Source organism: Cryobacterium inferilacus, assembly GCF_019599185.1.
Classification (GTDB): domain Bacteria; phylum Actinomycetota; class Actinomycetes; order Actinomycetales; family Microbacteriaceae; genus Cryobacterium; species Cryobacterium inferilacus.
The window spans coordinates 14,089-27,663 of the sequence record NZ_JAIEUL010000013.1 but is presented as its reverse complement, the minus strand read 5'-3'; the positions used below and the strand labels follow the sequence as shown (position 1 = coordinate 27,663).

Below are 13,575 nucleotides of genomic sequence, written 5' to 3'. Positions count from 1 at the left end.
CTTACTCGGGATCACACTATCTTCGGGATGAATCACCCCACAACCCCGGCGCCACCTCTTTCCCCTGGAGCACGCATGAACCGCTCGACCACCACGCTCGGCCTTGTCATCGCGGTCATCGCCGCGGCCACGTTCGGCCTCTCTGGCGCCCTGGCCAAGCCGGTGCTCGAGAGCGGCTGGAGCCCGGCCGCCGCCGTCACCGTGCGGGTGCTGATCGGTGGCCTGGTTCTGGCGCCGGTGGCGATCCTCTCGCTGCGCGGCAACTGGGCGGCGCTCTGGCGCGCCCGCTGGCGGGTCTTCGCGATGGCCCTGATCGGTGTGGCCGGTACGCAGCTGGCCTATTTCGCGGCGATCGAGCGCATCCCGGTGGGCTCGGCCGTGCTCATCGAATACATGGCCCCGCTGTTGCTCGTGGCCATCGCGTGGGTGCGCACCCGCCGCAGCCCCAAGGCGGTGGTGTTGATCGGGTCCGTGGTGGCGCTGGGCGGGCTGGTGCTGGTGGTGTCTCCGGGCGGCTCGGCTGCGTTCGACCTGTTCGGGTATGCGCTCGCCATGGCCGCGATGGTGGGCTGTGCGATCTACTACCTCGTGGCCGCGCAGCCGAGCAACGGGCTCCCCGCCGTGGCGCTGGCCGGCTTCGGCCTGCTGCTCGGTGGTGTGCTGCTGGGCCTGGTCGGGTTGACCGGTCTGGTGCCCTTCGAGACCTCCACCGCCGACGTGCCGATGTTCGGCGCCGAGCTGCCCTGGTGGCTGCCGCTGCTGATCATCGGCGTGGTGGCCACCGCCATCGCCTATTCCACCAGCATCGCCGCCAGCGAGATGCTCGGCTCCCGGCTGGCCTCGTTCGTGGGCCTGCTCGAGGTGGTGGCCGCCACCTTCTACGCCTGGTTGCTGCTGGGCGAGCAGCTCACCGTTCCGCAGCTCCTCGGCGGGCTGCTGATCCTGATTGGCATCGCCTTCGTGCGCTCCGAGAGAACGGATGCCGCCATCGAGCCGGCGTCCCTGCCGCCGGTCGAGGCCGCTGCCCAGCTGTCCCGGCCGCCCCAGCCCGCCCAGCCGCCCGGCCCCGGTGCATAACTCCTGCAAGTGTTCCCGCCGGGCCCAGCGGATGCCGAAATCACGCGGGTGCGCACCTCTGCCGGGAAGGATCTGCAGGAGTTGTGCTCCGCCCGGCGCGGTAAGGTTGCGCCACCGGCCTCGTAGCCGGCGGAGTTCCATCTCGACGAAGAGAGCGTGTCATGTCCGGCAAGTATGAATTGACTGCAGACCGATCCGGTGGCTATGTCTTCAAGCTCAAGACCCACAGCGGCCAGGTGCTGATGACCTCGGAGAGCTACCAGACCAAGGCGGACGCCCTCAAGGGCATCGAGGTCGTCAAGGCTGATGCCAAGGGCCGCGTCGTCGATCTGACCGAACCCAAGTAGCCCCTCCGGGTAGAGGCCCCGCTAGAGTTCGGCGTCGGCCACGGCGAAGGTGTCGCAGGCCTCGGCACCGCCGGTGTACCCGGTCTGGAACCACTTCTGGCGCATCTCGCTCGAGCCGTGCGTCCAGCTCTCCGGGTTCACCTGCCCCTGGGTCTTCTCCTGGATGCGGTCGTCGCCGATGGCGGACGCCGCGTTGAGGGCATCCGCGATCTGCGCGTCGGTGATCGGGTCGAGAAGCGGCACGCCGTCGGCATCCGTCGTCTCGGTGGCGGAGCCGAGCCAGGCGCCGGCGAAGCAGTCGGCCTGCACCTCGAGGCGCACGGCGTCGGAGGTCGGGCCGGACTGGGTCAGGTCGGCATTGGCGAAGGTGCCCGCCCGGTTCTGGATGTGGTGGCCCCACTCGTGCCCCACCACGTACAGCTGCGCCAGCGGCCCCGCCGACGCGTCGAACTGGGTGCGCAGGGTGTCGTAGAACGCGGTGTCCAGGTAGATCTGCTGGTCGGCCGGGCAGTAGAACGGACCGACCGCGCTCGTGGCCGAGCCGCAGCCGGTGTCGACGCCGTCGACGAACAGGTTGACGGTGGTGGTGGCGTAGTCGATGCCCAGGGCGGGCGCCTGCTCGGCCCAGTAGGCCTCGAGAGAATCCCGGGTGAAGCCCACCCGGCACTCCACGTCGGTGTCGGCGTCGTCGCCGGTGTAACAGTTCTCCAGCGCGGTGCCCTCACTCTGGCTGCTGCCGCCGGTGCTGCCGCCGCCGAGCAGACCGCTCAGATCGACCCCGAGCAGCTGGGAGAGCAACACGATGGCGACGAGGCCGATGCCGCCGCCACCCACGGCGAGGCCGGTGCGGCGGCCCGATTTGCGCACGCCCTGGCCGGAGTACTTGGCGTCGTCGTTAAAAGTCATTCCTCGACAATAAGGGATCCTCGCTTTCGGTCTGGCACACTTCGTTCATGAGAACTCGAGTCCTGGTGATTCTGGCGGCCACGACCGCCGGCCTGCTGGCCCTGAGCGGATGCGCCAACGGCACGCCCGGCAGCGCGCCAGGCAGCGCCGCCGCTCCGGGGGAGTTTCCCCGCCCCGCCGCCACCGGTGAGGTGCTCGCCCAGGGCACCGTGCTGCAGAAAGACGGCGAAGACCCCCAGCTCTGCCTGGGCAGCGTGGCCGATTCGTACCCGCCCCAGTGCGGCGGACCGCCCATCCTCGGCTGGGACTGGACGAGCGTGGAGCAGGCCGAGAGCGCATCCGGCGTCACCTGGGGCAGCTACGCCATCACCGGCACCTGGGACGCCGCGGCGTTCACCGTGACCCAGCCGCCCGTCCCGCTGTCGCTCTACGACCCGATCGCCCAGATCGATCCCCGGCTCGACCCGGCCACCCCCGGCCCGAGCGAGGAGAGCGCCCTGCGCGCCCTGCAGGAGGAACTGCACGCCGCCGACTACTACCCGGCCCAGTACACCGACTGGTCCGAGGCGGCGATCCTGGGCGATGGACAGCAGAACGGCTACCTCGTGATCGATGTGATCTACGACGACGGCTCCATCCAGCAGTTCTTCGACGACCAATGGGGTGACGGTCTCGTGATCGTGCGCTCCGCGCTCCGGCCAACCGGCTGATCAGGCGACGCCCGTAGGATCGGAGGCATGGCCCTCCTCTACTCAGCCGAAATCACGCCCACGAAGATCGAGCTCCTCACCGAGTGGGCGCCCACCCAGCCCTGGTTCGTCGGCGACGCCGATCAGCCGGTCACCAACGTCGGCGCCTACCGGTTCGACGACCCCGAGGGGCAGGTCGGCATCGAAACGATCCTGATCACGGCCGGTTCCGGCCCGGTATTGCAGGTGCCCGTCACCTACCGGGATGCCCCGCTGGCCGGCGCTGAGGACTACCTCATCACCACCATGCAGCACTCGGTGCTGGGGGAGCGGTGGGTGTACGACGCCACCGGTGACCCCGCCTACCTCGCGGCCGTCGCGACCGCCGCACTGACGGGTGGCCGTCAGGCCGAACTGCAGGTTGAGATCGACGGCCAGATGACCGTGCGTGAGCCCACCGCCGTGGTGGCCGGCAGCGGCACTCCGGGTGGCGCCGCCGTCACCCCGCCCGCTGTTGCCGACATCGGCATCCAGCAGGAACCGGCCGTCACGGTCGTGACCGCGGGGTCGCTGCGGATCCTCGTGGCACGGGTGCTCGGTGACGACGAGGTGCTGGCGGCCCAGGCTGCCGACTCGGTCACCCATGAGGTGCTCGCCGGTACCTGGTCGGGCCAGCCGACCTTGGGCGCCCTGGTGCTGGTCGAGGTTCAGCAGTAACCGCACTGATGGACGACGATCACCTCGACGAGCCGGGCCCACCGTGCCCGGCCTGCGGCACCGAGATGACCCCCGACGGCATCGACACCGCGGAGGGGCTCGAGTCCTGCCATCGCTGCCCGCGCTGCAAACTCGCGATCGTCGTGCCCGGCTACTGACCAGCGTCGCCGAGCAGTTGGTGGGTCAGTGTGTTGCGGGAATCTAGCAGGGCAGCCACAGCGGCCCGCAGGTCGTCGTCCGTGACCGGGCGGGCCTGTTCGGCCGCGAGCAGAACAGTGCGCCGCATGAGCTCCTTGGCGAAGGCACCGGAGACACCGTCGGCCGCATCGGCCGCCTCGGCCACCGCACCCGCCGAGAGCGGTAGCCCCCGGGCGTACAACTCGAACAGGTGATGCCTGGCCGTGAGGTCGGGCAGGGGGATCTCGACGGCGAGGTCGATCCGGCCCGGTCGGTCGGCCAGGGCATGCTCAAGCACCTCGACCCGGTTCGTGGTGAGCACGAAAGCCACGTCGGCGTCGCCATCCAGACCGTCCAGGGCGTCGAGCATGGCGAACAGCAGCGGCTGCGGGCCGTGTGACAGATTGCGGTCTTCGGCAATCAGGTCAACATCTTCGAGCACCACGATCGCCGGCTGCATCGCCCGCGCGAGTTCGGCGGCCTCGGTGACAAAACGGATGCTGTTGCCCGCGAGCACCACAGCTGTCGTGTCGGGTGTCGAGCTCAACAGATGCCGCACCGTGAGGGTCTTGCCCGATCCGGGCGGGCCGTACAACAGCACGCCGCGCTTGAGGTGTCGACCGGCGGCACGCAGAGCATCACGGTGCAGGCCGATGCCCACGACGTGTCGCACGATGTCGCTCAGGACGCCGTCTGGCAGCACCACATCGGCAGCCGAGACCTGGGGGCGAGGCAGGAAGTCCACCCCGGCCGCGCCGGGCCCGTAGTCGTTGCCGCTGAAGGAAATCACTTGGCCCCGAAGCACACTGCGCTCGAGCATCAGGCGGCGCAGGGCGCTGAGCAGCGCCACGGCACCGGCGTCCTCCGCCGCGACTATCTCCAGTCGGGCGCTGTTGCGGCCGAATTCCGGGTGGGCGTTGCGTTGCAGAACCGCGACCCGGTGCCCGTCCACGGTGAGCAGTCGAACACCGACGGCGACGACCCGGCGTTCGGTCGTCGGCGAGGTGGCAACCGAGATGTAGTCCACCGGCCCGGGGGCGAAGCGCGCGAAGGCGTTGCTGAGCAGCTCCGGAAACGACGAATGGTCCCGCTGCTGGCCGCCGGTCACCCCGACGGCGGTGGGTTCGGCATCCAGTTCGGCCAGAGCCAGGTCTGCGTCGACGAGTCGGTGTGACGGGATGTCCTCCGTGACCAGCGGCAGCGCGGTGACGTCGGCCTGGAGAAAGTCCTGAACCAGTTCGCCCAACGGGGTGAGGGTCTCGGCCTGTGGCCGGGGAATCAAGATGAGCTCGTCCATGAACCGACGAACCGTCTCCAGGAATGCTGTCTGCTGATCGTCCACGTGTTCCGCCCCCGCATCGTCGATGGTGCTCAGGCTAGCGAATGCGAGGCTCCGATGGGGGCTACTCCTGGGAGGTGCCCTGACAGGGCCTCCCACGTGCATCCGCCCCGCCCTAGCGTCGAGGTGTCGCCGCAACAGCGACAGAAGGAGCGAGAGATGGAAATCCAGCCGAAGTCGAACACCGCCACGGGTCCAACCGAGTGGTTCACCGGAGACGTATTCTTCGACGTCTTAGCCGGTGCCCGACCCGAGCCGAGCCGGATGCGGGTCTACACGGTCAGGTTCACGCCCGGCGCCCGCACCGCCTGGCACAGCCACGCCGTGGGCCAGACCCTGCACGTGACCGAGGGCGTCGGTCTGATTCAGGTGCGCGGCGGAGAGATCATCGAGATCCACCCCGGCCAGACGATCTACACGCCGCCGGGGGAGTGGCACTGGCACGGCGCCACCCCCACCGACTTCATGGCGCACCTCGCCATGTGGGAGGCCGTCGCGGACGGCACAGAGACCACCTGGGGCGAGCACGTCACCGAGGAGGAATACGGCGCGCGGTAGGCCCGCGTCAGGTCACGCCTGAGCGGATGCCTCGGCGGCGGCTGCCTTCTGCTCGGCGACCTTGCGGTGCACGTCCTCCATGTCGAGGGCCTTCACCGCGGTGACGACCTGCTCCAGGGCGGCCGGCGGCAGTGCGCCGGGCTGCGAGAACACCAGCACGCCCTCGCGGAAGGCCATAAGGGTGGGGATGGATCGGATGCCGGCGGCCGCGGAGAGCTGCTGCTCGGCCTCGGTGTCCACCTTGGCGAAGGTGACGTCGGGGTGCTGCTCCGAGGAGGCCGCGTAGGTCGGTGCGAACTGCTTGCACGGGCCGCACCAGTCGGCCCAGAAGTCCACCAAGACAATGTCGTTGGACGCCAGGGTGTCAGCGAAGGTGGTGTCGGTCACGTCAATGGTGCTCATGCAGGTCTCCTTGCCTGATCGGTCGAACGGTTCATAGAGTCTGCCAGATACCCCTGGGAGTATGCTCCGAGCGCGCTCAGAGCGACTTTGTCGCCTGGATCGTGTACGACAGCGGCGCCACCCCGGCGAGGGTGCCGAGAGCGAATTCGCCGTCGGCACGTTCCACCATCTGGCCGGGAAGAGCCTCCCACGGAACACTGTCGTGCTCAACCAGCATCGTCAGGGTCAGCCCGGCGCCGAGTAAAGCGGTCACGATCTCGCCGAGTCCGTGGTTCCACTCGTAGGTCTTGGTCGCCGTCATCGGCCGGTCCGTTTTCACGTAGGTGGAGTCGTCGTCCCACGCCAGCGGTTTCTCCTGCTCGAAGTACGAAAAGCGCAGGTGCAGGTCGTCATCGAGGCGTTCGTCCATCGACCAGAGAATCGGATGCCCCTCCCGCAGGTGCAGGCGCCCGCCCGGCGCCAGCAGCCCGGCCACCACTCCCGCCCAGCGGTCGATGCTCGGCAGCCAGCAGAGCGCGCCGATGCCGGTGTAGACCAGGTCGAAGCTGCCCGGTTCGAGCACCGAGAGCGCGGAGTAGACATCCGACTCGACGAAGTCGACGGCGTCGCCGGTTTCGGTCACCAGCGTGCGCGCCTCGGCGACGGACACCGGGGAGAAGTCCAGCCCGGTGACTCGGGCGCCCAGCCGGGCCAGAGACAGGGTGTCGGTGCCGATGTGGCACTGCAGGTGCGCGGTGCGCAGCCCCGCGACGTCGCCCAGCCGGTCGCGGTCGAAGCGCACGACGTCCGACAATAGGGCGCGATCCTCGACGTAGCGTTGCACCTGGTAGCCCAGGCCGGTGCGCGCGGCGTGGGCCGCGGCCCGGTCATCCCAGTTGGCCCGGTTGGTGTCCAGATAGTCCTGCACGGTGTCGTCCTGCACGGTGTCGTTCTGCACGGTGATCCTCATTCTGCCCGGCGTTGGCGAGCCTGCCAGAATACCCGATCAGAGGCCCAGGAGGTAGCCGTCCGCGTGATTGACGCCGACGCCGTCCTCGTAACTGACCCCGCCCCAGACCAGGATGCTGTCCAACCCGGTGATCACCGTTGCCTCGATGCGCGGGGCCCAGGTCGGCTCGGGGAGTTCGGTGAAGGTCAGCGCCATCGGGTCGAGCAGTAGCCTCCCGCCGATCAGCACCTCGTGTCCGATGACCTGCGGCGGCCGACCGTGCGCGTACTCGTCGAGTTCGGTGCCCGCGGGCAGCTCCGGAAGGTCTTTCCAGGTGTTGTCGGCCGGATTGAAGATGCCGCCGTTGGCGTAGGGGCGGTCCCAGGTGTTCACTTCGCCGCCGTTTTGGGTGCCATAGAACGGGAACACCACCCGATCGCCGGCGGCCACAGCGCCGGTTCCGATGATGTCGCTGTCCGGTTGCGAGAACCAGCTGCTGAGGTTGCTGTCCAAGGTGGCTATGCGCACCACGGCGGGGCCGTCCGCGCCCGTGCTGGCCAGGGACTTCGCGCTGAGCTTCAGCGTGCCGTGCAGCCATACGCCCGTGCGGTCGTAGCTGGGGCCGAGCGGGTCGTCTGGCAGCGGCGCCCACACGCCGGAGTCGGGGAAGAACACCGAATCGACGACGGCACCGTTCTCATCGGACCCGGGGATGGCGAACACCCGGTCACCGGCCGCGACGAGAGTGCCGGCGTCGGGTGGGGACGGCAGGGTGCTCCAGGCATCCGTCGTGATGTTGTACTGCAGGAAGGTGGGGGTGCTGCTGCCGGCGAAGACGTCGCTGGTCAGGACATACAGGTTGTCCTGGAACACGGCGATATTGTTCCCGCTCACCGGCATGGGCGCCTCGGCGATCGGCGCCCACTCGCCGGAAACCGGATCGTAGCTGGCACCGGTGCGCTGGGCTGATTCGCCGACGGCACAGTCCGCGGTTGCGGGGCAGGGTTGGTCCGACCAGCCGCCCACAATCACGACCCGGTCGCGCACCCAGGCGCCGACGCTGTCCCGCCGGGCCGACAGGGGGCTCTCCGGCAGCTCACCCCAGGCCTCATCGGTCGGAAAGTCCGGTGGACCGATCGGATCCGGAATCTCCTCCTGAACACTGCCCACGAGAACGGGAGAGTTCTCGCCACAGAGCTCCCGCACCTCATCGGGGAGAACCACGTCGTGCAACTGACCGCCACCGGCCGCCATCTTGTCACCCACCTGGTACTCCAGGCCGTCCACCGTCAGGGTGGTGCCGTCCCAGCTGGTGAGATCGGCGGGAAAGAGATACGGATCACCGCCGACCAGCAGGCAGCCGTTCTCGAAGGTGAGGGTGCCCACGAAGAGGGCTGTGAACGAGAAGTAGCCGCCGCCGGGCTGCTCCACCCGTTCGTAGGTGAGCACCCCGTCGGTGAAGATCGGGAACTCCGCATCGGTCGGGCTCGGCGCGGCCGCCGGAGGGGCTGAGCACCCCGAGAGCAGCAGCGCCAGCAGCCCGACGATGCTGATTGTGCGGCTGATCCGTTTCATCGTGACCCCTCAGACACTCGGTAACCAGGAATGTCCGATGCGGCCCGACCGGTTCCCTCAGCCGCCCACGTATGCGGCGAGATGCTCACCGGTGAGGGTGGACCGGTCCGCGATGAGCGCCGCCGGGGTGCCCTCGAACACGATCAGCCCACCGTCGCGGCCCGCGCCGGGGCCGAGGTCGATGATCCAGTCGGCGTGCGCCATCACCGCCTGATGGTGTTCGACCACGATCACCGACTTGCCGGAGTCCACCAGCCGGTCGAGCAGGCCGAGCAGATTTTCCACGTCGGCCAGGTGTAGACCGGTGGTGGGCTCATCCAGCACGTAGATGTCGCCCTGCTCGGCCATCTGGTTGGCCAGTTTCAACCGCTGGCGCTCGCCGCCGGAGAGGGTCGTGAGCGGCTGGCCCAGGCTGAGGTAGCCCAGTCCCACGTCCACCATCCGGGTGAGGATCGCGTGCGCGGCCGGGGTGCGGGCCTCGCCGGTGCCGAAGTACTCGGCGGCGTCGGTCACCGACAGGCCGAGCACCTCGCTGATATCGCGGCCGCCGAGCTTGTATTCCAGCACGGATGCGTCGAATCGCTTGCCCTCACACACCTCGCAGGTGGTCGACACGGTTGCCATCGGGCCGAGGTCGGTGAAGATCACGCCGGCGCCGTTGCAGTTGGGGCAGGCGCCCTCGGAGTTCGAGCTGAACAGGGCCGGCTTCACCCCGTTGGCCTTGGCGAAGGCCTTGCGGATCGGTTCGAGCATGCCCGTATAGGTGGCCGGGTTGCTGCGCCGGGAGCCGCGGATGGCGCCCTGGTCGATGGACACCACCCCCGCGCCGGCGGGAATCGAACCGTGCACGAGGGAACTCTTGCCCGAGCCGGCGACACCGGTGATCACGGTCAGGACGCCGAGCGGGATGTCGACGTCGACATCCTGCAGGTTGTGCTCCGTGGCACCGCGGATCTCGAGCGCGCCGGTGGCCGTGCGCACGGTGTCTTTCACCCGGGCCCGGTAGTCGAGGTGCCGGCCGGTGAGGGTGTCGCTGGCGCGCAGGCCCGCCAGGGTGCCCTCGTAACAGACCGAGCCGCCGGCCGTTCCGGCGCCGGGGCCGAGGTCGATGACGTGATCGGCGATGGCGATCATCTCCGGCTTGTGCTCCACCACCAGCACGGTGTTGCCCTTGTCGCGCAGGCGCAGCAGCAGCTCGTTCATGCGCTGGATGTCGTGCGGGTGCAGGCCGATGGTGGGTTCGTCGAAGACATAGGTGACGTCGGTGAGGGAGGAGCCGAGGTGCCGGATCAGTTTGGTGCGCTGCGCCTCACCGCCGGAGAGGGTGCCGGCCGGGCGGTCGAGTGACAGGTAGCCCAGTCCGATCTCGGTGAACGAGTCGAACAGGTGCTGCAGGGCGGCCAGCAGCGGGGCCACGGACGGGTCGTCGATGCTGCGCACCCAGGCGGCGAGGTCGCTGATCTGCATGGCGCAGGCATCGCCGATGTTGACCCCGTCGATGCGGGAGGAGCGGGCGCCCTCGCTCAGCCGGGTGCCGCCGCAGTCGGGGCAGGTGGCGAAGGTGACGGCGCGGTCCACGAATGCGCGGATGTGCGGCTGCATCGCCTCACGGTCTTTGGAGAGCATCGACTTCTGCACCTTGGGCACCAGGCCCTCGTAGGTCATGTTGATGTCGCCGACCTTCACCTTGACCGGCTCCTTGTAGAGGAAGTCGTGCTGTTCCCGCTTGGTGTAGTCGCGGATCGGCTTGTCGGCGTCGAGGAAGCCGGAGCCGGTGAAGATCTTCACGCCCCAGCCATCCGCGGTGTAGCCGGGAATGGTGAGCGCGCCCTGGTTCAGCGACTTCGAGTCGTCGTACAGCTGACTGAGGTCGATGTCGTTGATCTTGCCCATGCCCTCGCAGCGGGGGCACATGCCGCCGGTGACGCTGAAGCTGCGGCGCTCCTTGGTGGTGACACCGCCCTTCTCCATGGTCACCGCGCCGGCGCCCGAGATCGAGGCGACGTTGAACGAGAACGCCTGCGGTCCGCCGAGATAGGGCTGGCCGAGCCGGCTGAACAGGATGCGCAGCAGCGCGTTGGCGTCGGTGGCCGTGCCCACCGTGGAGCGTGAATTGGCGCCCATCCGCTCCTGGTCCACGATGATCGCCGTGGTCAGGCCGCTGAGCAGGTCGACGTCCGGCCGGGCCAGCGACGGCATGAAGCCCTGCAGGAAGGCGCTGTAGGTCTCGTTGATCATCCGCTGTGATTCCGCGGCGATGGTGCTGAACACCAGCGAACTCTTGCCCGAACCGGAGACCCCGGTGAACACCGTCAGGCGGCGTTTGGGGATGTCGACGCTGATGTCCTTGAGATTGTTCTCCCTGGCGCCCTGCACCCGGATCAGGTCGTGGCTGTCGGCGACCTGCGGTGGCGCCTGTTGCGTGTCGGTGCTCGTGCTCGTGGCCATAGTCGTCCTTCGCTTGCGGGTGGAGCGGCCACGGTCACGTCAACCGGCGCGCGGCCTGGCTCGATCTAACCAGTTCCGAGCATACGTCGGGTTCGCCGGCCGTGCGTCAGCCCAAAAACGGATGCGTCGGGTCGGCGGCCACGGTCTAGTCTCGTTTCATCGGGGGAGGACGACAGATGGACGAGAACAAGAAGCAGACCGGCTGGGCCGCCTACGCTCCGCTGTCCGGGGCCGTGTTCTCCGGTAGCCACGAGCCCGTGCTGACCCGCGAACAGTTTGCGGCGCTGCACGGTGCGGCCGTGCCGGTGTTTGACCGGGCCGCGAGCAGTGCCCGCCCGGAGGGGACTCCCGACGAGGAGGCGCCACCGCCGGCCGGCACGCCGGTGTGGCTCACCGAGTGGCAGGTCGCCGAGGTGCGGCTCGACGTCGGTGTGGGTGACCGAGTCGACTGGCGACTCGTGGCCATGGATGCGCCGTGGCTGACCCGCCTCTTCGGCGACCGGCGTGCGGTGCAGCTGCAACTCGATCTCTATGCCGAAGCCCTCGAGCAGAACCCCGTGCTTGCAACGGTGGCCGGAACTGTCGTGGGCATCGAGGTGGTGCACTGCCCGCTGCAGCAGTCGACCGACCCCGAGGAGCGCGGCGGCTGGGTGCCGGCTTCAGGTCAGGCCTGGACCACCCGGATCGAGCGCACCGTCGATCTGCCGCCGATGGGCGAGGACAACGTCTCCGGCTTCATCGTGTACCTGCGCGAGGACTGATGAGTACGAACACTGGGACCGGTGAGAGCGCGGCTGATCCACTGTGGGACATCCCGAGCGCAACCCTCGCCCACCTGCGTGCAGCCGAAGATCAACTCCGCAGGTACGACCCGCTCGTCGATCCGCTCGCGGTGTCGGTACCGGCGTGGAACGCTCTGCAAACCCGGTGGAACCGGGCCGCGGATGCGGTCATCCACGATGCCGAGCTAATGGCGGAGCTGCGGCGGGCCCTCCCGCGGGTGGTGAACGCACGAGACCGGCGGATGCTCGCCCAGCTGCTCCTCGTGCCGCTCGACGAGCTTCCGCCCGAGGCAGAGGCAATCCTCTCTGACCCGCGCGTGTCGCTCACCGCAGACCAGGTCGAGGTTGTTCCCGCGATCTACCTCGTGGACCATGACGGAGATCCCGATAGTGTTTCGCTCTACGCCGCGGATGACACGCACCCCGACGAGTCGGAGCACGATCTGACGCGAATGGGCGGGCTGCCGACCGCAGGGCCGTGGGACCGGCCCGACACGGTGTTCCTTCTCCAGATCGACCTCAGCACGCTGTGCCAGGCCACCGCCGTGCACGCGTTCATTGCCACGACAGTCATGCCGACCGAGGGGCTGCTGCAGGTGTTCCACACCACCACCGGAGACTCCCGTACCGATTCTCATATCCCTGGCGGCGGGGCGACCGTTCTCTACGTTCCTGAAGCGCTTCTGGCCCAACGAAGTCGAGCTGACGGCGAGGCGCTGTTTCCGGTCAGGAGAATCTCGATGGAGGTCCTCCCGGCGTTCCGCTTCGGTCCTGCCGCGACGACTGATGAAGCCTTCGCTCAAGTCATCGCGTTGCAGACGCGGGCGGACACGATCGCACGCGAGGCCACCTGGTATCGAGAAGGCGACGCCAGGCCAGACCCCTTCGACGAAGCCCTACCCACCTCGAGCCGCATGCTGGGCAGCCAATGGTTCGACTTCGACGCCTCGGCGGAGACCCGGAACGTGCTGGACGCAGACTTGCCGCTGCGCTCGCCGAGGGACCGCCACATCCTCTTGTTCGATGTCAGCGGCGATACTGCCTTTGATGGGGTCTTCGGAGACGACGCACGGCTCGAAATCTGGATACGCGAGAGTGATCTGGCCGCTCGTGATTTCGGTCAGGTCGTGAGCTTCATCCGCGGCACCTGAGCTGCCCCGACAGCGGCGCAGCCACCCCAGCACCTCACCCGATTTACTTGGCGACCTCGCCGCTGGCATAGAAGATCTCGTCGGTCAGACACTCCTCGGGAACCTCTAGAGCCTTACTCTTGGCATCATCGGGCGAGCTGGATCCTCCGCCCAGCCCGACCTCGTCGCCCGCCCGGATGTGGAATCCGTTGGGCAGCACGATCTCGTCGTTGTCGTCGATTGTCGTGCCTTTCGGGAACACGATGAGGTGCGCTCCCAAGGTGGTGGTCATGCAGCCTGCATCACCCCAGGCCAGGGACCCCTCGAACAGAGCCTGTTGGCCGCCGCCGCTGCCGCCGTCCTCGGAGACCACGACGATGTGGCCGTCGGAGGATTCCAGAAATGGTGACGTCGCCGTGGAGCAGGACGAAAGGATGGCGGTGGCGGCGGCAGCGAATGCCACGCAGGTGAGGCGCGGGAGTATGGTCACGGCTACCATT

The 13,575-nt window shown here is 68.3% G+C and carries 15 protein-coding genes; 8 read left to right on the top strand and 7 right to left on the bottom strand.

Annotation, left to right across the window (positions count from 1 at the left end; translation table 11 throughout):
* Window positions 1–75 precede the first annotated feature (75 nt).
* Both K2F54_RS12420 and K2F54_RS12415 read left to right on the top strand, forming a co-directional pair.
* Window positions 76–1,077 carry an EamA family transporter gene (locus tag K2F54_RS12420; protein WP_220606183.1) on the top strand — a complete coding sequence of 334 codons (1,002 nt, stop codon included), beginning with the start codon at window positions 76–78 and terminating at the stop codon, window positions 1,075–1,077.
* Window positions 1,078–1,238: 161 nt separating this feature from the next.
* Complete coding sequence (locus tag K2F54_RS12415; RefSeq protein ID WP_220606182.1) at window positions 1,239–1,424, top strand: YegP family protein; 186 nt, start codon at window positions 1,239–1,241, stop codon at window positions 1,422–1,424.
* Window positions 1,425–1,445: 21 nt separating this feature from the next.
* Here K2F54_RS12415 and ypfJ read toward each other — a convergent pair whose 3' ends face one another.
* Window positions 1,446–2,330, bottom strand: coding sequence for a KPN_02809 family neutral zinc metallopeptidase (ypfJ, locus tag K2F54_RS12410; protein WP_220606181.1), 885 nt, complete (start codon window positions 2,328–2,330; stop codon window positions 1,446–1,448).
* Window positions 2,331–2,377: 47 nt separating this feature from the next.
* On the opposite strand from ypfJ, the gene K2F54_RS12405 reads away from it, so the two are divergent.
* Genes K2F54_RS12405 through K2F54_RS12395 form a run of 3 tightly spaced genes read left to right on the top strand, consistent with a single transcriptional unit; the run spans window position 2,378 to window position 3,894 of the window.
* Window positions 2,378–3,040: a hypothetical protein gene (locus K2F54_RS12405; protein WP_220606180.1), complete on the top strand. Its 663-nt coding sequence runs from the start codon at window positions 2,378–2,380 to the stop codon at window positions 3,038–3,040.
* 27 nt (window positions 3,041–3,067) lie between these two features.
* Window positions 3,068–3,736 carry a CG0192-related protein gene (locus tag K2F54_RS12400; RefSeq protein ID WP_220606179.1) on the top strand — a complete coding sequence of 223 codons (669 nt, stop codon included), beginning with the start codon at window positions 3,068–3,070 and terminating at the stop codon, window positions 3,734–3,736.
* Window positions 3,737–3,744: 8 nt separating this feature from the next.
* On the top strand, window positions 3,745–3,894 hold the full coding sequence (locus K2F54_RS12395; protein WP_220606178.1) for a hypothetical protein: 150 nt from the start codon (window positions 3,745–3,747) through the stop codon (window positions 3,892–3,894).
* Here the strand turns inward: K2F54_RS12395 and K2F54_RS12390 are convergent.
* A complete protein-coding gene (locus K2F54_RS12390) occupies window positions 3,888–5,210 on the bottom strand; it encodes an AAA family ATPase (RefSeq protein ID WP_220606177.1) in 1,323 nt (440 codons plus the stop codon). The genes K2F54_RS12395 and K2F54_RS12390 overlap by 7 nt on opposite strands.
* 201 nt (window positions 5,211–5,411) lie before the next feature.
* Between K2F54_RS12390 and K2F54_RS12385 the strand changes: the two genes are divergently transcribed.
* Window positions 5,412–5,810 (top strand): (R)-mandelonitrile lyase, encoded by a 399-nt coding sequence (locus K2F54_RS12385; RefSeq protein ID WP_220606176.1) that lies wholly within the window; start codon window positions 5,412–5,414, stop codon window positions 5,808–5,810.
* Between the two features lie 12 nt (window positions 5,811–5,822).
* On the opposite strand, the gene trxA is transcribed toward K2F54_RS12385, so the two are convergent.
* From trxA to K2F54_RS12365, 4 genes are all read right to left on the bottom strand, one after another.
* A complete protein-coding gene (gene trxA / locus K2F54_RS12380) occupies window positions 5,823–6,212 on the bottom strand; it encodes a thioredoxin (protein WP_220606175.1) in 390 nt (129 codons plus the stop codon).
* 76 nt (window positions 6,213–6,288) lie between these two features.
* Entirely contained in the window at window positions 6,289–7,161 is an 873-nt protein-coding gene (locus K2F54_RS12375; RefSeq protein ID WP_220606174.1) for a class I SAM-dependent methyltransferase, read from the bottom strand.
* A 36-nt stretch (window positions 7,162–7,197) separates the two neighbouring features.
* The gene (locus K2F54_RS12370) at window positions 7,198–8,715 is read right to left on the bottom strand and encodes a Kelch repeat-containing protein (protein ID WP_220606173.1); all 1,518 of its coding nucleotides are present in this window, start codon (window positions 8,713–8,715) and stop codon (window positions 7,198–7,200) included.
* 57 nt (window positions 8,716–8,772) lie between these two features.
* A complete protein-coding gene (locus tag K2F54_RS12365) occupies window positions 8,773–11,163 on the bottom strand; it encodes an ATP-binding cassette domain-containing protein (RefSeq protein ID WP_220606172.1) in 2,391 nt (796 codons plus the stop codon).
* A gap of 176 nt (window positions 11,164–11,339) precedes the next feature.
* On the opposite strand from K2F54_RS12365, the gene K2F54_RS12360 reads away from it, so the two are divergent.
* On the top strand, window positions 11,340–11,924 hold the full coding sequence (locus tag K2F54_RS12360) for a DUF6578 domain-containing protein (protein WP_220606171.1): 585 nt from the start codon (window positions 11,340–11,342) through the stop codon (window positions 11,922–11,924).
* Between the two features lie 263 nt (window positions 11,925–12,187).
* The gene (locus tag K2F54_RS12355) at window positions 12,188–13,096 is read left to right on the top strand and encodes a DUF1963 domain-containing protein (RefSeq protein WP_220606170.1); all 909 of its coding nucleotides are present in this window, start codon (window positions 12,188–12,190) and stop codon (window positions 13,094–13,096) included.
* Window positions 13,097–13,139: 43 nt separating this feature from the next.
* On the opposite strand, the gene K2F54_RS12350 is transcribed toward K2F54_RS12355, so the two are convergent.
* On the bottom strand, window positions 13,140–13,565 hold the full coding sequence (locus K2F54_RS12350; protein ID WP_220606169.1) for a hypothetical protein: 426 nt from the start codon (window positions 13,563–13,565) through the stop codon (window positions 13,140–13,142).
* Window positions 13,566–13,575 lie beyond the last annotated feature (10 nt).

Excerpts from the sequence above, each read along its gene's own strand:
- K2F54_RS12420 (WP_220606183.1), top strand. The coding sequence starts at position 76 with ATGAACCGCTCGACCACCACGCTCGGCCTTGTCATCGCGGTCATCGCC.
- K2F54_RS12415 (WP_220606182.1), top strand. The coding sequence starts at position 1,239 with ATGTCCGGCAAGTATGAATTGACTGCAGACCGATCCGGTGGCTATGTC.
- ypfJ (WP_220606181.1), bottom strand. The coding sequence starts at position 2,330 with ATGACTTTTAACGACGACGCCAAGTACTCCGGCCAGGGCGTGCGCAAA.
- K2F54_RS12405 (WP_220606180.1), top strand. The coding sequence starts at position 2,378 with ATGAGAACTCGAGTCCTGGTGATTCTGGCGGCCACGACCGCCGGCCTG.
- K2F54_RS12400 (WP_220606179.1), top strand. The coding sequence starts at position 3,068 with ATGGCCCTCCTCTACTCAGCCGAAATCACGCCCACGAAGATCGAGCTC.
- K2F54_RS12395 (WP_220606178.1), top strand. The coding sequence starts at position 3,745 with ATGGACGACGATCACCTCGACGAGCCGGGCCCACCGTGCCCGGCCTGC.
- K2F54_RS12390 (WP_220606177.1), bottom strand. The coding sequence starts at position 5,210 with ATGGACGAGCTCATCTTGATTCCCCGGCCACAGGCCGAGACCCTCACC.
- K2F54_RS12385 (WP_220606176.1), top strand. The coding sequence starts at position 5,412 with ATGGAAATCCAGCCGAAGTCGAACACCGCCACGGGTCCAACCGAGTGG.
- trxA (WP_220606175.1), bottom strand. The coding sequence starts at position 6,212 with ATGAGCACCATTGACGTGACCGACACCACCTTCGCTGACACCCTGGCG.
- K2F54_RS12375 (WP_220606174.1), bottom strand. The coding sequence starts at position 7,161 with ATGAGGATCACCGTGCAGAACGACACCGTGCAGGACGACACCGTGCAG.
- K2F54_RS12370 (WP_220606173.1), bottom strand. The coding sequence starts at position 8,715 with ATGAAACGGATCAGCCGCACAATCAGCATCGTCGGGCTGCTGGCGCTG.
- K2F54_RS12365 (WP_220606172.1), bottom strand. The coding sequence starts at position 11,163 with ATGGCCACGAGCACGAGCACCGACACGCAACAGGCGCCACCGCAGGTC.
- K2F54_RS12360 (WP_220606171.1), top strand. The coding sequence starts at position 11,340 with ATGGACGAGAACAAGAAGCAGACCGGCTGGGCCGCCTACGCTCCGCTG.
- K2F54_RS12355 (WP_220606170.1), top strand. The coding sequence starts at position 12,188 with ATGCTCGCCCAGCTGCTCCTCGTGCCGCTCGACGAGCTTCCGCCCGAG.